Source organism: Methanomicrobium antiquum (assembly GCF_029633915.1).
Taxonomy (GTDB): Archaea; Halobacteriota; Methanomicrobia; order Methanomicrobiales; family Methanomicrobiaceae; genus Methanomicrobium; species Methanomicrobium antiquum.
The window spans coordinates 801539-820428 of sequence record NZ_CP091092.1 but is presented as its reverse complement, the minus strand read 5'-3'; the positions used below and the strand labels follow the sequence as shown (position 1 = coordinate 820428).

The window sequence follows — 18890 nt, the reverse complement described above, 5'->3', positions numbered from 1 at the left end:
GGCATAAAATGAGCTCTGATCAGTTATGTTCAAGTCTCTTAAAGAAAAACTTAAAGGCGTTTCAAAAAAATTTGGATCAAGTATAGACGAATCTATTGCAAACGAATCAGCTACAGGGGATTTACAAAAGGAAATCCCGTCAGCTGTTTTGGAAGTAACAGAAACGCAACAAAAAGCTGAAACGAAAACAAATTCCTTTTCTGAAAATCAGATTTTACACGATGCAGACGAATTATCTGTATCTCCTGCAGAAGTATCTCCAACTGAACCAAAAAAGGCATCTTTTGCTAAAAAATTAAAAGTTCTTGTAACTGAAAGGGAAATTCTTCTCTCTGAAAAGGACATTCAGGAACCTCTTGACGAACTTGAGATGATTCTTCTTGAAAATGATGTTGCATTTGATGCCGTTGATACGATTATTTCTCATATGAAAAAATCCATTGTCGGCCAGAAGCGCAAATTAAGAACCTCATCTGAAGATTTTGTAAAAATTGCGTTAAAAGAGGCTTTAATGGAGGTTTTAGGAGAAGGGTTTTCATTAACTGAATATATCAATTTACACGAAAAGCCAGTAAAGATACTTTTTACAGGTGTAAATGGTGCCGGAAAAACCACAACAATTGCAAAAGTTGCACATTATCTGAAAAATAACGGATATTCTGTTGTAATTGGTTCAGGAGATACATTCCGTGCAGGTGCAAATGAACAGATGAAGACTCACGCAGAAAGAGTAGGTGTTAAGGTAATTAATCACCAGGAAGGCGCTGATCCATCTGCAGTTCTTTTTGATGCAGTAAGCTATGCCAAAGCACATAATATTGATGTGGTTTTGGCAGACACTGCAGGAAGATTTCACAATCGCGCTAACCTGATGAATCAGCTTGAAAAAATCAGACGTGTTATGAAACCTGATATTGTGGCATATGTTGATGAGGCAGTTGCAGGAAATGACGCTGTAATAAGAGCAGAAGAATTCAACAACGCAGTTGGAACTGACACTGTTGTTCTGACAAAAGCAGATATGGATACAAAAGGCGGTGCTGCAATATCAATAACGCACACGATTAAAAAGCCCATTATGTTTCTTGGAGTAGGCCAGGGATACGATGATGTAATACCTTTTGAGCCTGAAAAAATAGTTAATGAATTACTTGGAGCTGATATCTGATGCTTGACCGTCTTGGTACCGGTCTTAAGGATGCAATGAAAAAACTGGCAGGCAAAACTGTCATTGACAGAGCCGCAGTTGAAGAACTTGTAAAAGATCTTCAAAGAGTCCTGCTTCAGTCAGATGTCAATGTTAAACTCGTAATGGGTCTTTCCAAATCCATAAAAGAACGTGCTCTTGATGAAGAGCCGCCAAAAGGTATGAATGTGCGTGAGCATGTTCTTCGAATAGTCTATCAGGAGCTTGTAAAACTGATGGGCAAAGAATGCGAAGTGACACTCGGCCCGCAGACTATTCTTATGGCAGGTCTTCAGGGAAGCGGAAAGACAACTACAACAGGCAAACTTGCCCGCTTCTTCCAAAAAAAAGGTCTTCGTGTCGGTGTAATATGCGCCGATGTTTTCCGCCCCGGCGCATATGATCAGTTAAAAACACTCTGCAATAAAGTCAATGTTCCCTGCTATGGTGAGCCTGCAGAAACAGATGCAGTAAAAATTGTCAAAGCCGGAATTAAAGAGCTTAAAAACACCGAAGTTTTGCTTATTGATACTCAGGGAAGACATGCACTTGAAGACTCACTTATTGATGAAATAATTGAGCTTAACAATATTACAAAAGCAACTCATCGCTGGCTTGTTATTGATGCGGCACTGGGCCAGCAGGCACGCGAACAGGCAGCAAGATTCCATGAAGCAATCAGTATCGATGGTGTAATAATCACTAAAATGGACGGTACTGCAAAAGGAGGAGGGGCGCTCTCCGCTGTTGCTGAAACAGGTTCTGGAATTGTATTTATCGGAAGCGGAGAGACAATCGAAGATCTCGAACGCTTCGATCCTGACAGATTTATATCACGTCTTCTTGGAATGGGCGATCTCCGTGCATTAATGGAGCGTGCCGAAGAGGCAATGGGTGAGGATGATTTTGATGTTAATGCAATGATGAAGGGCAAATTCACCCTTCGTGATATGTACAAACAGCTTGAATCACTCAAAAAAATGGGGCCTTTAAAGCAGGTCATGTCCATGCTTCCTCTTGGCGGTCTGGAAATCCCTCAGGATGCATTTGATGTAACCGGGAAAAAAATGGAACGCTACAAGGTTATAATGGACTCAATGACAAATGCTGAACTTGACAATCCGTCAATGATAAGCGGTTCGCGTGTCCAGAGAATATCAACAGGCGCAGGTGCAACTCCGGAAGAAGTCAGAGAGCTTTTGAAATATTACAAAACAATGCAACGCACACTTAAAGGATTTAAAGGAATGGGCGGCGGAAAATTCAATATGCAGCGTATGATGAAGAAATTCGGCGGGATGCAGAATTGATTAAACGCTTTATTATAACCGGTCATAAAGCAACGACCTCCGGAGAATTTTCCCTTAATGATATGCCGGGAAGCGCAGGAAGAATGGATGTTTTATGCAGATCTGTAAATTCCTGCTTTTTTCTTTCACACTCTCTAAGAGAGGATGTTTGGTGCTATCTTATTCTTTTGGGAGAGCCAAACCCGCCGATAACTATACTCATTAAAGGAAATGAGGTAAAGCGCTTAAATCCTGATGAAAGAAGCACAGGAGCGCTCATTAAAAAGGCACTAACCCTTCCCTGTGGCGAAAAGTTCAGAGAATCAACACCCGGAGTGTATATACGAAAAGGTGGTCTCAAAACTCTACTTGAAGAGATAGATGTTACAATTTTAGATGAAAATGGAGAAGATATACGTGATATCCAAAATGTCCCGGATTCATATTTGTTATCTGATCATCTAAACTTTACAGATGAAGAAACTGAACTTATAATAGACCTGCCAAAAATATCTGCAGGCCCTAAGGTCATGCATGCCGACCATACAATAACTGTCATCCTAAACGAGTTTGACAGGAGAAAACTATGAGCGATATATTACAAACAGCAGAAGAAATACTCAAATACGGGCCTGTCTGCGATCACTGTCTTGGAAGAATGTTCGGTAAAAGTTCACACGGCCTTTCAAATTCTGAAAGAGGGAATGCACTTAGAATTACTCTTGCACTAGAGAAGAATCTGCCTTATACAAGAGAAGAAGAAGTCTGCTGGATTTGCGGAAACCTGTTTGATAAAACAGAATTCTGGGCTGAAAAGATAAAAAAAGCCTTAGAGCCTTACGAACACAAAACAATTCTTGTAGGATGTAAAGTACCTCCTCTTGTAACAGAAAGTGAAGAGATGGTATGGACAGATCTATCTCTTTTGCATCCGGAACCGATAAAAGCAGAATTCAACAGGGAAACAGGTAAAGCAGTAAGTGCAATTACAAAAAGTCAGGTGGATTTCAAACGTCCGGATATTGTAATTGTCTGTGATATTGCTTCAGAAGAGGTAGACGTCCAGGTAAATTCTCTCTACATTTATGGCCGCTACATGAAGTATGAAAGAGGTATCCCGCAGACACGCTGGTATTGCAGAGAATGCCACGGCAAAGGTTGTGAAAGGTGCAATTTTACAGGCAAAATGTATCAGGATTCAGTTGAAGAGCTGATTGGAAGACCTATCATGGATGCCTGCAATGCAACAGATGCGATACTTCACGGTGCAGGAAGAGAAGATATTGATGCAAGAATGCTTGGTACAGGCAGACCCTTTGTAATTGAACTTATTGAACCTAAAATCAGAAGCGTTCCGTTGAAAGATTTACAAGCGCTTGTCAACAAAAGTGCTGATAAAAGAGTTGAAATTACTCTGGATCACATTAGTGACAGGCGTGAGGTGGAAACCCTTAAATCCGGCAAAGCGCATAAAAAGTACAGCATTCTGGTAAAAGTAGACGGCGATATTTCGATAAATGACGTGCAATCCGCCCTTAATGACCTCAAAGGGATGACAATCAACCAGCGCACCCCTGACAGAGTATCACATAGAAGAGCAGATCTCATACGAAAACGCAAATGTCTTGATATTGAGTGTACTGATGTTGAAGACGGCATGTTTAGAATAACAATTCTTGGAGATGCCGGTCTTTACATCAAAGAGCTCATATCAGGTGACAACGGCAGGACTGAACCGAGTTTTTCTGAAAAGCTCGGATGCCCGGCTCACGTTGCCAGTCTTGATGTTATAATGGTTGAAGGAATAGTTCCTGAGAACCAGAATGAATTGGAGAGTTAAACATGGCACATCACAATGGTCAGAGAAAGAAAACACGCTATAAATATCAAAAAGATCTCAGAAAACGCGGTCTTGCACCCGTAACAACTGTAATTCAGCAGTTTGAGGAAGGACAAAAGGTTCACATAGTAGTGGATCCAAGTGTTCAGTCAGGCATGCCACACCGCAGATTCCATGGAAGAACAGGTACAATTCTTGGGAAGCAGGGACGCGCATGGATGCTTGAAATAAAAGACGGTAATGCAACAAAAATTGTCGTCTCAAGACCACAACATCTAAAACCACAGAAATTATAATCATTTTTCAATAGTGATTGGCATGAAAGTAAAAGGTATTATTAACGAAGAGAGGATTACACTTCCGGAATTGCGCGAGTCTTTGCTTAAAGTAGAGGCTGCACGCCTTGAATCCGGAAAAGAGATGTCATATGAACTGCGTAGAAGCATCGAGCATGCCAATCACCTCTCCAAAACAAGCGCTGAGAAATCAAGGGAACTTGTTGAGAAATTACAAACCCTTGAGAAGATGAAGCCCGATATTGCATTCAGGATTGCATCAGTTATGCCTAAATCAAGGGATGAGCTCCGTGCAATATATGCAAAAGAGCGCTTTACCCTCTCAGGCGAGGAACTCGATGAGATTCTCGACCTTGTATTGGCTCATTTCTAAATTAAAAGGGGGGTTTTTCCTTTTATGAAAAGTGACAAGAAAGAGCTTTATGCAGTAATTATTGATGTCCTTCCTATGACAGGTATAGGCGATTCACGTCGCCCTCAGTTTAAAAAGGAGCCGCTGGTTCAGGCTATGGGTATTGAACAGTTTAAACTCCTTGAACTTGTGCCTAAAGTATCTGATCTTCAGGCTATTGACAGAGTCTATATCGGAGATCAGGAAAGAGACAAAATTGAGAGAGTGAAAAGGCGCATAGGCTATACTGATCTTACCCAGACTGCAAAACTTGAGCTGCCATATGCTGTTGAAACAATTGTTAAGGAAAACGAAGGCAGGTATGTTGATTTCTTCAACAAGGCCGTGCCTATAACCTCAAAACAGCATATGCTTCATCTTCTTCCGGGAATAGGCAAGAAATTACTCTGGGAAATACTTGAAGAACGCGAAAAAAAGCCTTTTGAAAATTTTGCTGATATAAGCGAACGTATCAAGTCAATTCCACACCCGGATCAGATGATTGTAAAAAGGATACTCGAAGAAATAGAAGATCCTAATGTAAAGTATCATCTGTTTACATCAAAATGAGAGCACCACATGATCAGCATTTTCTCTCTGATGAAGATGCAGTTCAAAAAATATCAGATTTTTGTGATGTAAAAGGTGTAAAAGTCCTTGAAATCGGCCCTGGCAGAGGTGTATTAACACGTGCTCTATTAGACAGGGGAGCAGAAGTTATTGCCATCGAACTTGATGGTACATTAACTTCCTATTTAAAATCTGTTTTCCAAAAAGAGATTGAATCAGGCAGATTCACGCTGATTCACGGAGATGCAATAAAATGCGAGCTCCCCGCCTTTGAAAAGATTGTGGCAAATCTGCCATACTCCGCATCTTCAAAAATCACATTCAGATTGTTGGAACTTGGTTTTTCTGAAGCTGTTTTAATGTATCAGAAAGAGTTTGCAGAAAGAATGATTGCTCTTCCCGGAACATCAAATTGCGGAAGACTATCTATTATGGTTCAGACTTATGCAAAAGTAATGCCTCTTTTGGAGCTTTCTCCAGAATCATTCTCTCCTCCGCCGGAGGTTGATTCTATGGTTGTGAAAATCACTCCAAAAAAGGAACTTACATATCCAATCAAAGACCGCAGTTTTTATGCAAAATTAGTGCGTGAACTTTTTTCACACAGAAGAAAAACATTAAAAAAAGCACTTAAGATCTCATCTCACATTCTTGGAGAAGATAATGTGAAAGAGATAATCTATAAAAGTCCGGATGAAATATTAAAAAAACGTCCTGAAGAACTGACATTAAAGGAATTTTCAGATCTCTCAAACGCCGTTGAATAAAATAAATACAAATATTCATGAGAAATCTTCTCATTGAATCTTTCAGCACTATCAAAAATTAATTTTCTATAATATCCAATTTTAGTTATAAATCAAGATTTGCCTCTTTTCCGGTAACAGCATCGATATATACAGTTCGTTCTTCATAACCTGATGCCGCTGTGATTTTAAATACAGGATAATAAAAAGTGCTGAAATCAACAATTTCAGATGTGGCTTCAATTACTTTGAGAATTATCCTTATATCGCTCTCCTCTATAGTCCGTTTTTCAATAAATCCTCCATCAACAGGTCCCATTCTTAAATCAAATACAGCTTCCTTTGATTTTATCGATGGAAGCGAATGTGAAACCAGTGGAACGTATACAGGCTTGTCTGATTCACCAATAGTATCGGATTGTGTAATTAATTTTTTATTTTCAAGGTTAGACAACGATTTCTCAACTGTTTTTTTATCAAAACGTGTTCGAGCTTCAATGCCTGCATCGGTTTCACCTTTTATGGGCATACTGCTAAGAATAGCAACACATGCCTCATCAAGACCGACATATTCTGAAAAACATGGTCTGAATTTAATTCCTGAAGAAATATCTGCACACATACCGTTTCTGCCATCAATTAAAAAATGCGATTTGCGTGTTGTTTTTTTAAAGACTCCTCCTATGTATTTAACAGAGATATTAATAAGAGGGAGATAAATCAAATCAGCTGAGATAAGTTTTTCTTCAGCGCCAAAACCAAGTCTTTTTTTCCTTAATTTGCCCAGTGCGGCTTCAAGTGCCTCATCTCTTTGAAGAACAGGCAAAACAGTCTCTTTTTTTATTCTTTCAGCAACAAGAGTCTTTGGTTTTACTGAAGTACTCTTTTGCCCTGAAACTTTTTTCTTCGGGGTTGCAGTTTCTGTTTTTTTCCTGACTTTTTTTTCTTCAGCTATTTTTTCAGCGACTGCCACTGAATTATCTTCTATCTTTGAAATCTCAGTAGAATCTGATTTAAATTCTTCTGAATCAGCAGTATTATCATCGTCGAAAATACTTCCCGTGTCATCGTTATCTGATTCTGCAATAATTTCTTCTATTTCTTCTATTTCTTCAATTTCTTCATCAGGCAGAATATCTCTTTCTTCAAGAATAGGAGTCAGACCTCGATGTTGTGTCTCACGTCTTCCAAATCTCATCTTGGTTTTTTCATGGGTTAAATTTCCCATGACAAAAAAATCACCGGGATTTAAAGTTGTCAGCTCCTCAACCTCCTGTTTTGAGCTGAAAAAGAGACCGACAGCCTTAAGATCATTTTCTATTGAAAGCTTACCAATTATCTGGTTATTGCACTGGGACAAAACATTTTTTGTAACTATCGCCGGACGCTGGGTTGCAACCATAAGACCAAGGCCTCTCTTACGCCCTCTCCTTGATATTTCTTCGATTTTTTTTATTGAATCCTTTGACTGGGGAATGAACTTGTCAGCCTCTTCAACAATTAAAAGATATGGTTTTCTCTGATCAGTTGCTACTTCATATAAAGCGTGAACCATTTTCGTAACACGCGGTATCATATCCACTTCAGATACATCATATATCACAGATATGCTTTCTGAGACTGCTCTTTTGAGAATATGATGAATATTTATCTTTTCAATATCATAATCCATCTTTATCCCGTCACACTCAGAGTCACCTCCTTCTGCTCCTATCCACCATATATTGTCAAATTTTTCTTTAAGAGAGTAATATTCTCCTTCAGTATCGATAAGGCAAAAGCCAATTCCATTCCGGCACATTTTTTCACATAAAACCGCTATGCTCCAGCTTTTGCCTGCGCCAGACTGAGCGATAATGCAGGTCCTGCCGGTCACCAGCTCCTGTGCATTGACATGAAAATCACGCCCTCCTACTTTACCTATTTTAAGATCCATATATTTTCTTATCCCGATATTTGTATTCGAAAGCTTTTAACAATATTTGTTTAATAAATAAGAATACAATTGTTCTGACAGGAATTTTTTTCATGAACGTGGTTCAGGATGTTATAATTTATGCATGACTACAAAAAACAGGTTTACCAGCCTGAAGAAGATACATATCTGCTTTTGGAATATGCCTTAAAAGATATAATGCCCAACGATAATGTTCTTGAAGTTGGAACTGGCAGTGGTTTTATCTCCGGAAAAATCTGCAAAATATCAAAAGATACAATTGCCGTTGATATCAATCCGCATGCATGTAAAATGGCAAAAGAAGCGGGAGTTGAGGTTATAAGGTGCAGTTTAATGTCCTGCCTTAATAAAAAATTCTCTCTTATTCTTTTCAATCCGCCTTATCTTCCAACAGCACCGGAAGAAAAAATTGATGACTGGCTTGAATATGCACTTGACGGTGGAATTACAGGACGTGAGACAATAGAGCAATTCGCCGGAATGCTTGCCGGTTTTATGTCTAAAACCGGCAGATGTCTGCTGCTTATTTCATCTCTCACAGGGGTTTCAGAAACTGCACAAATTTTTCATTCAAAAGGTTTTCTCTCATACATTATTGCGGAAAAAAAATTAGATGACGAAACACTATATGTCATGAGAATTATTTTTGATATGTGCAGATTCTAGACATACTTTAAATAATAAGATATATACAGCTTTTTTTCTCATCTTTCCCGACAATGTTTCTTTGTAGATATCTGAATATTATCTCTCCACAACATATATAAGTAATAAATCAGGTAAAAATAAACGAGGATTAAATGGAAGAAGTTGTAGTTATTGAAAGTGAATTTTCACCAATAAACTGGTGGGTTTTTCTTCTACAGGGCCTGATAGCAATCATTTTCGGGGGAATTGCGCTTGTATGGGCACCACTGCTCCTGGATTTATTCGCATACTTCATCGGAGCGCTTATTATTCTCTTCAGTATTTCAACAATCATTAAAGGATTTACAAACAAGGATTCAGGGAAATCAAAAATAATGATTGTTATATTGGGGATTATTGGCCTTATTATAGGGTTACTTGCTGTATTAAACGTTGAAATATTATGGATCACAATAGCTGTATTAATTGCAATATGGGCATTTTTAAACGGTCTTGGTGACCTCTGGCTTGGCCTTACTGCAGAGGCTGAAAACAAATGGTACAGACTACTCCTTTTATTAGCAGGAATTATTGCAATTGCCCTTGGTATCTGTCTGATAATATTTCCGATGCTTGGAACAATTCTGATTGTTCAGGTGATAGGTCTGTTTATTATTGCAATCGGTATTGTCGAGATTATAACAGGGTTTATGGTTCAGGGCAGATTAAGCGCCTGAAAAAATTACTTTTTTTTGTTTTAAAAAAATTTTAGTGTTATTTCAAATTTCAGCTTCTCAAAAACATAGAATCAAGTTTTGATCTTGAAAAAACAATCATAGTCGGTCTTCCATGAGGGCAGGTATAGGGTGTTTTTGTCCTTGAAAGCTGATTTATAAGACGTTTCATCTGCTCATCAGTTAATTTAGAACCTGCCTTTATTGCCGCACGGCATGCAATTGTAGTTGTTATCTTCTCTTTTTTTGCTTCAAGTGTTTTTAAATTATCATCCATTAAATCTGTTAGTATATCATTTAGGATTTCAGTCCCGATTCTTTTTCCCAACACCAGCGGTACTGATCTTACAGCAAATGTGTTTTTCCCAAATTCCTCAATTAAAAATCCCTCATCAGCTATCATCGGGAGACTTTCACTTAAAATTTCTGATTCACGGGTCTTTAGTGTAAGTATTGCAGGAACTAAAAGTTCCTGTGCTTTTTTCCCTGAATCTCTCACCTTTAACACCTGATCATAAAGAATTCTTTCATGTGCCGCATGCTGATCAATTATGACAAGTTCTTCGCTGTTTTGATTCTTTATTTCCGCAATGATATAAGCTGAGTCAAACTGGCCCAAAACTTCCATTTCCGGAAGCTTTACCTCATGTTCATTTTCATCAAAATTTTCAGTAAGCCTTAACTGATTATCAGTTGTTGTAAAACGTAGATGATATTCTGATTTTGATTCAGTAGCAGGATTTGTTGCCAGATTATCTTTTTTGTATGAAACTGTTTCAGAGTCAGCACAAAAAAGCGGTTTTGCTGAATCATTAAAAGTGTATTGTGATGTTTTTTTGTTATCAGCAGATTTTGAATTATTTAAAGAACCGCTGTTAATTAAATTTCCGGATTCAAGTGCCTCTTTAACAGCAGATGAAATTTCTTTAAAAATCTCATTTTCCCTTGACATCCTTACTTCTCTTTTTGCAGGATGAACATTTACATCGACAATATTCTTATCTATTGTCAAATTTATAAAAGCGGCAGGGTACCTGTCTTTTGGTAGAAGAGTTCCATATCCAGACTTAACAGCCTTTAATATCATTGGTGAAGAAACAGGACGGTTGTTGATTGATATCAAAATCTGCTTTGAATTTGAATAACTTAAGCTTTGCAGAGAGCATAATCCTTCAACCTTCATAAACGAAGTTGCTGACTTTAGAGGTACAAGATTTTCTACAACTTCCCTTCCATATAAATATGCAATTGTTTCGGTTAAAGAACCTGATTTTATGGTAGAAAGTTTTTCCTTTCCATTGTGAACAAGTTGGAATGAAACATCACGGTTTGCAATTGCAGTTTGTTCAATTACATTGTAAATATGATTGAATTCAGTCTGTCTTGATTTTAAAAACTTTTTTCTTGCAGGAGTATTAAAAAATAAATTCTCTACAAGAACCGATGTTCCTTCAGGTGATCCTGCATCGCTTATATCCAGAATATTGCCGCCCTCAACAACAATTTTCGTACCGGAGATTACATCGGGCAGATGAACTTTGGTTATAAGAGTTAATTTTGAAACTCCTGCAATACTGGCAAGCGCCTCACCACGAAAACCCATAGTATGAATCTGCAAAAGATCAGATACATTGTTAATTTTACTTGTTGCATGACGCTTAAGAGATAAAATTGCAGATTCCCTGTCCATCCCTGAACCGTCATCAAAAACTCTTATACGAAATATTCCTCCTGAGTCAGAACCAATATCAACTCTGACTGAAGTAGCGCCTGAATCAAGAGAATTTTCAATTAACTCTTTTACTACGGATGCAGGACGCTCAACCACCTCTCCGGCAGCAATTTTGTTTATGGTTGCTTCGTCAAGAAGATGTATCTGGTTCTGTTTCTGCTTTACTTTTAAGTTATTCAATTATTTTCAGCTCCTGAATCCTTTTTTAATTCATACAAAAATGCAAGAGCCTCGCGTGGACTCATAGAATCAAGATCAGTCTCTTTTATTTTCTTAATAAGGATTGAATCATGTTTTGGAGATGCTTCGGGCTCAGGGTTGTCCATCAAGAGAAGCTGAGTGTATCGTGGAATCTTTTTGCCTGGTTGCAGGCTGTATTGTTTTTCCTGTTCATCCTTTAAAATCGTCTCAGATCTTGTGATTACTTTCTTTGGTATTCCTGCAAGCCGTGCCACGTGAATACCATAGCTTCTGTCAGTTGCACCAGGAATAAGCTTTCTTAGGAAAACCACATCATCTCCTGTTTCCTTTACCGCAAAGTGGTAGTTTTTTACTCTTTTAAGCTCTGTTTCTATGTCAACCATTTCATGAAAATGCGTTGCAAACAAAGTTCTCGGACCATTTGATCCTTTCCCGTGCAAAAATTCCAAAACAGATTTTGCTATGGAAAAACCATCCAGAGTGCTTGTACCTCTTCCAATTTCATCAAGTATTACAAGACTTTTGTCACTTACATTGTTTAGGATATTTGCAAGTTCGAGCATCTCAACCATAAATGTGCTCTGCCCGCTTGAAAGATCATCAAATGCTCCTACTCTTGTAAAAATTCTATCTACAATTCCTATTACTGCATTATCAGCCGGAACAAAACATCCCATCTGTGCCATTATGCATATCAGCGCCACTTCACGCATGTAAGTGGATTTTCCTGCCATATTAGCGCCGGTGATGATTAATATCTGGTTTTCTGACGAGTCAATGTCGGCATCGTTTGGTACAAAACTGCACTGAAGATTTCTTTCTACAACAGGATGACGGCCGTTGGTTATCAAGAGACGATTTGAATCCTCAATTACCGGACGAACATAATTGTTTGAATGAGAAATCCCTGCAAGAGTGCAATAAACATCAATCAGACCTATGTTTCTCGCAGTTTTCTGAATTGTATCTATGTGAACCTTAAGTTTTTCAATTAAATTCTGATAAAGCTCATATTCAAGGGCTGTTAATTTTTCTTCTGCATTTGTAATCAAAGATTCTTTTTCCTGTAATTTTGGAATTGTATATCTCTCACCATTCGCAGTTGTCTGTTTTCTTATGTATTCAGGCGGCACCTGTCTGATATTTGATTTTGTTACTTCAATAAAATAGCCAAAAACTTTATTGTAGCCGACTTTCAATGATTTTATTCCTGTCCTTTCACGTTCTGTCTGTTGAAATGAGGCAATCCAGTCTTTTCCGGATATAGAGATATTTCTTAAATTATCAAGTGATTTATCATAACCTTCTTTTATCACTCCACCGTTTCTTGCTAAAACTGGAGGCTCATCACAGATTGCACTTTCAATTAATGAACGAAGGTTTTCCATATCACTTATGTTTTCAAGTGATTTTGTAATCAGCTGAGGTTTTTTTAATTCAGATAACAAAAATGACTCTTTTACATAAGATGCTTTTTCAAGTGAATTTTTTAGTGCCAGAAGATCACGCGGTCCTGCATTTCCATATGATATTCTGCCAGCAATTCTTTCAATATCTGAAAATCTATTAAGGCCTGATCTTACAGAATCACGAAGCAGAGGGAGGTTGATAAAATATGAAACTGCATCAAGACGATTTTCTATTTCTTCTTTATCAATTAAAGGAGCAGTCAGGAATTTTCGTAATATTCTGCTCCCCATCGGTGTTTTTGTCTCATTTAGTATTCCAAATAATGATGTATCAACACCTTTTGATCTGATGTTTTCCAAAACCTCCAGGTTTCTGAGTGTTATTGCATCAAGAAACATATTTCCTGATGTTATTTTTGTGGAGAAACCCCTGATGTGGTCAAGTTCTGTCATCTGGGTTTCACAGGCATAAAGCAGACATGAACCTGCCGCACGAACTGCATTATCCATTCCGATACATCCATAACCCTCTAGGGATGAAACTTTGAACTGATTTTTAAGGTAATTTTCTGCGTTTTCAAGTTCAAATGAAGAGTCAGCACATTTTGTTACTATAATTCCATAATTTTCGAGATTGCCGGTTAAATCATCAGATGAAAAAGAAGGAACAATACACTCAGAAGGACGGTACTTTACAATTTCTGAATTTAAATCTGATAATCCAAAAGAGGAGTCACAGGATGTTATAAAAAATTCTCCTGTTGATATGTCCAGAAAAGCAATTCCATATTCTTCCCTTTTTTTGTCAGGAAATATCGACATCAGATATGACGGGCCTGAATCTCCAAGCATTCCGGAATCAATTATTGTTCCGGGAGTTATGATACGGACAACATCACGTTTTACAATTCCTTTGGCTTTTTTAGGATCCTCTATCTGGTCGCATACGGCAACTCTGTAACCTTTTCGAACAAGGCGTGCAATATAGGATTCTCCGGCATGAATGGGAACACCTGCGAGAGGCATTTTTTCACCATTCAAATCCCTTCCTCTGGATGTTAAGGTAATTTCCAGTTCTCTTGAAACTACTTCTGCATCTTCGCCAAAAGTTTCATAGAAGTCACCCATCTGAAAAAAAAGAACAGTTCCCGGATATTTCTTCTTTATTTCGTAAAACTGCCTCATTGCAGGTGTTGGTCCTTCTTTGCTCATCCTATTATTATCTTTGTTTTCTTTGCAATATACTTGTTTTGAGACTGACATTTTTTGTTGCCGTCACTTTGCCAATAAACCATATGATGCTAACTTAAATAAAAAACTGAGATTTCAATACTGACTCATACCATCGGTTTTTCAGATACTATGCCAACACTCAATATATAGCATCATACGATTTATGAGTACTTTTTTTTATCTGAGAATTTATGCGCAATACCAGGAATTTATTTTGCAATTGTGAAATTTGCATACAATACACTGTTTTTCCTTATAAAAAACCACAGTTCTTCCAACGCAGATAAAAAAACATAATAAAAAAAATCAGTCCTTCCTGATAAGGACTTTAAAGGACCATAAATAGAATAAAAGCGATAATGAAAGATTTTTTTGTGTTACGTCAGGGAAAGGTCAAAAATTAAGACCGTCTGACCAGGATATTACCAGGAACAAAAAAAAACTTCGATTTCTAAAGAGATTAAAGAAGAATAAAGCGAGAGGTAAATCCTGGAAATGTATAAGAGCTTTTTTTTATGTAGATAAACAAACCTCTCATTTTGTAGATTGTTACAATCATTATAGACAACCTGATAAAACAGGAGATGTAACTGAACTGATTTGCTCTATAAATTTGAGATATTTTTTAAATCAAAATTCAATTAAGGTTCTTAATACAGGTTATGAATATTTTTCATCATTATTCAATATATCTGATAAGTATGGGCTTTAGGTAAAGTCGGCCGCACTAACAACGAATCAGTTACTATCAATAACTAAATTTGTTAAGATGGCTGCAGTTTTTGTCTATCTGATATAATGTAATACGGGATAATTTTTATCAGACATTTTTTGTCATTTTTTTCATTCAACAAAAAGAAATGAAAATTTTTCTGAATATTACCTGAACTTCTGATGATAAATTATTAATTTTTCTAAAATCCAATTTTTGCGCAGAATGTATATTCTGCGTAAAGATTATTTATAAAGAGATATTAAAGAATAAAGCATGCAGGGCGATTATTTCTCAGAATGGCTGAAGCGTTTTGTTTACCACCTCAAAATGAGGAATTATTCTCCCAGGACAATCAAAAGCTATGAAGAAGTGATAAGAAAATTTGGTTATTATCTATGGATTAGAAGAAACAGAGGTCCTGATAAACTTGTTATCTACTGGAGTGATTTAAAAAACGCAAGACTGGATACAGAAATTGATTCAGCTCCGATTATTATCAATGATTTTCTCTTGTTTATTTCATCGCAAAAAAATTATAAACCTGCAACACTTCAGAGAGTAATATCTTCATTAAGCTCATTTTATCGGTTTTGCTATACTCAGGATGCAATTGACGCAAATCCAATGCTTGGAATAGACAGGCCAAAGATAAAAGACAAAGAAATCAGGTATCTAAAACACAATCAGGTGCTAAAACTCCTTGATTCCATCTCAAATATAAGAGACAGACTAATAATTAGAACAATCTATGCAACAGGCGTCAGGGTTTCAGAGTTGTGTTCTATAAATATAGAAGATATTGATTGTGAGGATCACACAATTAAAGTCAGAGGAAAGGGAGGTAAAATACGAATTGTTTTTGTTGACGATGAAACTCTAAGAGAAATTGAGGAATACTCAAAAGGAGAGATTGAAGGACCTTTATTTAAAGGGCAGATGGGCAATAATCTCTCACCAAGAACTGTTCAACACATATTCACTAAGTACGCACCACAGGGAATAACACCTCATAAAATACGTCATAGTTATGCAAGTGAACTCTATAAAAGGTCAAAAAACCTTCGTGTTGTTCAGGAAAATCTGGGACACAGTTCAATTCAGACCACTGAAATTTATCTTCATACAGACATTGATGAAAGAAAACAGGTTTACAACAGGTATTTCCCCCTTTCAAACAATAAAGAGCAATAAACCATTCAAACAAACTTTTGGCTCTTCGCTGTTTTGAATGGGTGAAATTTAATCAGTTGGATCAGCAATTCAGCCAGAAATCTCAGGAATTGATCAGTTAGATTAAGGAATGTGTTATAATCCTGCTGAAAACCCGGATGATTCAGTAGAAGTTGTAATAACTACCCACACGATCTGACGAAGAGCCAAACTTTTTTTCTGATTCATTATTTTTTACATTTTGTCCTGAATCATTTCACATCTTTATTCATAAAGCCTGCCTGGAAATTTCATCTCTTTTATTTAATGAAAATATAGACTGTTATTATTGTGCAGCTGTTATTGTGCTGATTCCAGATCAATTATCAAAAAAATAACATAATGAGGCCGATTCCAAAATTAGAGAGGATTATAACCTGACTTTGCCACTTGGTCTTTTGAAGTGCATTATTCCCAAAAATATCAAAAATAATCGTTATTGAATTTGACATTTGGGACATATTTGCATGTAAATCTGCAATAAAAAATTTTTTAGAGCATACAAAAAAGTTCAGAAATTCCATTAATTCACCGATTAAGAACTTTGAGGATTTCTTCTTTATTAGGTCTACGTTCTGTCCGCATAATATCTGCGCACACAGGTTCCCCCTCATTTACCATTATCAGCTCTTTCATCATTAAAAAACAAAAAAATACTCTTTTTTTATTCCTTAATCACTCTAAAATCACTCTTATTGTTTATTAGTGCCCTCAATAACACACCTGAGATGTGAATATTATAGCAAATTATTATTTTTTATAGCAGATTCTTTTTTGGATTCATTTATGAGAGAAAATAATGAGATATAATAGTCTCTTTTCTTAATCAGATTCTATTTTAAAGAGAAAAAAATCCAGACTTTCATTATTTTTCTCATAAATTGTCCGGGAAAATTTCATAACAATAATTGTATAAACCATATGATGCTATACATAAGAAACTGAATTGAATCATAATCTATAATTAAAATTATCCAAAATTAATAAATTTAATACTGGTTTAAAATGCAATTAAATGATAAAATAAAGAAATAACATTTACAGAATTAACAAATATACTTTATTAAGATGATATAAGAGGACTAAAATGAACAAAAATGACGATGATGATGATTCTAAAGGAAATACAGATGTGAATTTAAACGAAGAATTTGAAATTAATAAACCTGTAATTGCCGATGAAGCAGAAAGTTATGGTAATTTAAAACCAGATATGGACATTACTCCAGATATAAATAACACTCCAAATTCAGATGATACCTATGATTCTGAAATCAATAATAATCAGACATATATCGCACCCCCTCTCCCCAGAAAGCTTACAGAAGAAGAAAAGGAGCGAATAAACAAATATAAAAAATTCAAAAAAGTTGATGGTGCCGCATACAAAAGAATCAATACATTTCTGAGAAAACATACATATATTACTGCAAGAGAATGGGCCATTGCCCGGCTTTGCGCTGATTTTTCAACACGTGGAGGCGCAGAAATGACATTTATCGGAGAAAACCTCCCCGAACTTGTTCCATTTATGACAGACACATATTCTCCGCAGGCAGTAAACCAGGCAAGAAGCTCCTTTAAGAAAAAAGTTAAAAAATCAGGTGCAACTTTTTTTTACGGTGCACTATGTGGTTTTTTTACAGCAGATGAACTTGATGACATACTATTTGAATCAAGTGAAGTTGCAAGATTCCTTCTGGAAATTGAAGGAACATCTGTAGATATTGATGACGAAATCGAAACTGAGGACAGAATAACTGATGTAATGAGAAGTGTTGCAGAAGCCGCATCAATGATAAGACAACCGCGACAATCATCTGATTCATCTGACAATACACACCCACCCGATAATATACAAACATCTGATAATAAAGACGAAATAACTAAAGATAATAAAAGTGAAGCTGAAGAAAATAAAAGTCAACAAAGCGAATTGTAAAAGGAGATACAAAAATGAAAATTATTCATCTGACAGGGCATTCAAATTCAGGCAAAACAACTCTGATTCACAAACTTCTGGATAAAATGGTCCTGATGTTTCCAAAAAAAGTAGGCGTCATAAAACATATGGGCCATCATAATTTTGAGATGCCAAAGGGAAAAGATACAACCACCCACTATGAACATGGTGCCTATGTTGTCGGCGGTCTTGATTCCAATAAATCAATGGTTGCTATAAATAGCAATGAACTTTCAGACATTCTGGATTTGTTTTCAGACGCAGGTATTGAATATGCTATTATTGAAGGATTCAAAGACGAGGGGTTCAAAAAAATTGTTCTTGGAGAACTTGAATTAGATAACGTTATCATGAAAAACCCGGATGTTGATGAGATAATAAATTCACTTGAAAAATTTGATGATTACTATACTATGCAGGGAATTATCAAAAAAATCAAATCAGAAACAGATATGCCTCATGCCGGTGCAATCCTCTCATTTAATGGAATTGTAAGGGAATATACAAAAGATACAAGGACAACACACCTTGACTTTAATGACAAAAAAAGTGTTGAAAAGATAATAAGTGATATTGAAAAGGAAGTAAAAGAAGTACCCGGAGTTTTAAACGCCAAATTCCATCACAGTACTGGAAGAATTAACGCCGGGGGGGATTTAACTTATCTTGTAATAATATCTTCTCACAGGCAGGAAGCATTTCTGGCAATGATGAATGCAATTGACAGACTTAAAGCTGAACTTCACGATGCCGGAAAAGAACTTGTTGAATAACCCCTTTTTCAACCTGAAT

Annotated in this window: 16 protein-coding genes; 13 read left to right on the top strand and 3 right to left on the bottom strand. The window is 36.6% G+C overall.

Annotation, left to right across the window (positions count from 1 at the left end):
* The first annotated feature begins 25 nt into the window (after positions 1 to 25).
* From ftsY to rsmA, 8 genes are read left to right on the top strand one after another with little or no spacing between them, the layout of a single operon-like run.
* Entirely contained in the window at positions 26 to 1168 is a 1143-nt protein-coding gene (gene ftsY, locus L1994_RS04015) for a signal recognition particle-docking protein FtsY (protein ID WP_278100399.1), read from the top strand.
* Positions 1168 to 2496 carry a signal recognition particle protein Srp54 gene (locus tag L1994_RS04010; RefSeq protein ID WP_278100398.1) on the top strand — a complete coding sequence of 443 codons (1329 nt, stop codon included), beginning with the start codon at positions 1168 to 1170 and terminating at the stop codon, positions 2494 to 2496. Before ftsY ends, L1994_RS04010 begins: the two co-directional genes overlap by 1 nt.
* On the top strand, positions 2496 to 3065 hold the full coding sequence (gene trmY, locus L1994_RS04005; protein WP_278100799.1) for a tRNA (pseudouridine(54)-N(1))-methyltransferase TrmY: 570 nt from the start codon (positions 2496 to 2498) through the stop codon (positions 3063 to 3065). The genes L1994_RS04010 and trmY overlap by 1 nt, the downstream gene beginning before the upstream one ends.
* Positions 3062 to 4315, top strand: coding sequence for a tRNA pseudouridine(54/55) synthase Pus10 (locus L1994_RS04000; RefSeq protein WP_278100397.1), 1254 nt, complete (start codon positions 3062 to 3064; stop codon positions 4313 to 4315). Before trmY ends, L1994_RS04000 begins: the two co-directional genes overlap by 4 nt.
* A 2-nt stretch (positions 4316 to 4317) precedes the next feature.
* A complete protein-coding gene (locus tag L1994_RS03995; protein WP_278100396.1) occupies positions 4318 to 4611 on the top strand; it encodes a 50S ribosomal protein L21e in 294 nt (97 codons plus the stop codon).
* Positions 4612 to 4633: 22 nt separating this feature from the next.
* Positions 4634 to 4984, top strand: coding sequence for an RNA polymerase Rpb4 family protein (locus L1994_RS03990; RefSeq protein ID WP_278100395.1), 351 nt, complete (start codon positions 4634 to 4636; stop codon positions 4982 to 4984).
* Between the two features lie 24 nt (positions 4985 to 5008).
* The gene (locus L1994_RS03985) at positions 5009 to 5572 is read left to right on the top strand and encodes a DUF655 domain-containing protein (protein ID WP_278100394.1); all 564 of its coding nucleotides are present in this window, start codon (positions 5009 to 5011) and stop codon (positions 5570 to 5572) included.
* The gene (rsmA, locus tag L1994_RS03980; protein WP_278100393.1) at positions 5569 to 6339 is read left to right on the top strand and encodes a 16S rRNA (adenine(1518)-N(6)/adenine(1519)-N(6))-dimethyltransferase RsmA; all 771 of its coding nucleotides are present in this window, start codon (positions 5569 to 5571) and stop codon (positions 6337 to 6339) included. Before L1994_RS03985 ends, rsmA begins: the two co-directional genes overlap by 4 nt.
* An 85-nt stretch (positions 6340 to 6424) precedes the next feature.
* Here the strand turns inward: rsmA and L1994_RS03975 are convergent, their stop codons facing one another.
* The gene (locus L1994_RS03975; protein ID WP_278100392.1) at positions 6425 to 8254 is read right to left on the bottom strand and encodes an ATP-binding protein; all 1830 of its coding nucleotides are present in this window, start codon (positions 8252 to 8254) and stop codon (positions 6425 to 6427) included.
* Positions 8255 to 8374: 120 nt separating this feature from the next.
* Between L1994_RS03975 and L1994_RS03970 the strand changes: the two genes are divergently transcribed.
* Both L1994_RS03970 and L1994_RS03965 read left to right on the top strand, forming a co-directional pair.
* Positions 8375 to 8941 carry a HemK2/MTQ2 family protein methyltransferase gene (locus L1994_RS03970; protein WP_278100391.1) on the top strand — a complete coding sequence of 189 codons (567 nt, stop codon included), beginning with the start codon at positions 8375 to 8377 and terminating at the stop codon, positions 8939 to 8941.
* Between the two features lie 134 nt (positions 8942 to 9075).
* The gene (locus L1994_RS03965) at positions 9076 to 9639 is read left to right on the top strand and encodes a DUF308 domain-containing protein (protein WP_278100390.1); all 564 of its coding nucleotides are present in this window, start codon (positions 9076 to 9078) and stop codon (positions 9637 to 9639) included.
* A gap of 49 nt (positions 9640 to 9688) precedes the next feature.
* Here the strand turns inward: L1994_RS03965 and mutL are convergent, their stop codons facing one another.
* Both mutL and mutS read right to left on the bottom strand, forming a co-directional pair.
* Positions 9689 to 11548 (bottom strand): DNA mismatch repair endonuclease MutL, encoded by a 1860-nt coding sequence (gene mutL / locus L1994_RS03960; protein WP_278100389.1) that lies wholly within the window; start codon positions 11546 to 11548, stop codon positions 9689 to 9691.
* Positions 11545 to 14190 (bottom strand): DNA mismatch repair protein MutS, encoded by a 2646-nt coding sequence (gene mutS / locus L1994_RS03955; protein ID WP_278100388.1) that lies wholly within the window; start codon positions 14188 to 14190, stop codon positions 11545 to 11547. The genes mutL and mutS overlap by 4 nt, the downstream gene beginning before the upstream one ends.
* A gap of 1009 nt (positions 14191 to 15199) precedes the next feature.
* Between mutS and xerA the strand changes: the two genes are divergently transcribed.
* From xerA to mobB, 3 genes are all read left to right on the top strand, one after another.
* On the top strand, positions 15200 to 16117 hold the full coding sequence (xerA, locus tag L1994_RS03950) for a site-specific tyrosine recombinase/integron integrase (RefSeq protein ID WP_278100387.1): 918 nt from the start codon (positions 15200 to 15202) through the stop codon (positions 16115 to 16117).
* Positions 16118 to 17222: 1105 nt separating this feature from the next.
* On the top strand, positions 17223 to 18077 hold the full coding sequence (locus L1994_RS03945) for a DUF5806 family protein (RefSeq protein ID WP_278100386.1): 855 nt from the start codon (positions 17223 to 17225) through the stop codon (positions 18075 to 18077).
* 14 nt (positions 18078 to 18091) lie between these two features.
* Complete coding sequence (mobB, locus tag L1994_RS03940) at positions 18092 to 18871, top strand: molybdopterin-guanine dinucleotide biosynthesis protein B (RefSeq protein WP_278100385.1); 780 nt, start codon at positions 18092 to 18094, stop codon at positions 18869 to 18871.
* The last annotated feature ends 19 nt before the right edge of the window (positions 18872 to 18890 follow it).

Excerpts from the sequence above, each read along its gene's own strand:
- L1994_RS03970 (WP_278100391.1), top strand. The coding sequence starts at position 8,375 with ATGCATGACTACAAAAAACAGGTTTACCAGCCTGAAGAAGATACATAT.
- L1994_RS03965 (WP_278100390.1), top strand. The coding sequence starts at position 9,076 with ATGGAAGAAGTTGTAGTTATTGAAAGTGAATTTTCACCAATAAACTGG.
- mobB (WP_278100385.1), top strand. The coding sequence starts at position 18,092 with ATGAAAATTATTCATCTGACAGGGCATTCAAATTCAGGCAAAACAACT.
- L1994_RS03945 (WP_278100386.1), top strand. The coding sequence starts at position 17,223 with ATGAACAAAAATGACGATGATGATGATTCTAAAGGAAATACAGATGTG.
- rsmA (WP_278100393.1), top strand. The coding sequence starts at position 5,569 with ATGAGAGCACCACATGATCAGCATTTTCTCTCTGATGAAGATGCAGTT.
- L1994_RS04000 (WP_278100397.1), top strand. The coding sequence starts at position 3,062 with ATGAGCGATATATTACAAACAGCAGAAGAAATACTCAAATACGGGCCT.
- mutS (WP_278100388.1), bottom strand. The coding sequence starts at position 14,190 with ATGAGCAAAGAAGGACCAACACCTGCAATGAGGCAGTTTTACGAAATA.
- xerA (WP_278100387.1), top strand. The coding sequence starts at position 15,200 with ATGCAGGGCGATTATTTCTCAGAATGGCTGAAGCGTTTTGTTTACCAC.
- ftsY (WP_278100399.1), top strand. The coding sequence starts at position 26 with ATGTTCAAGTCTCTTAAAGAAAAACTTAAAGGCGTTTCAAAAAAATTT.
- L1994_RS03990 (WP_278100395.1), top strand. The coding sequence starts at position 4,634 with ATGAAAGTAAAAGGTATTATTAACGAAGAGAGGATTACACTTCCGGAA.
- L1994_RS04010 (WP_278100398.1), top strand. The coding sequence starts at position 1,168 with ATGCTTGACCGTCTTGGTACCGGTCTTAAGGATGCAATGAAAAAACTG.
- L1994_RS03985 (WP_278100394.1), top strand. The coding sequence starts at position 5,009 with ATGAAAAGTGACAAGAAAGAGCTTTATGCAGTAATTATTGATGTCCTT.
- L1994_RS03975 (WP_278100392.1), bottom strand. The coding sequence starts at position 8,254 with ATGGATCTTAAAATAGGTAAAGTAGGAGGGCGTGATTTTCATGTCAAT.
- L1994_RS03995 (WP_278100396.1), top strand. The coding sequence starts at position 4,318 with ATGGCACATCACAATGGTCAGAGAAAGAAAACACGCTATAAATATCAA.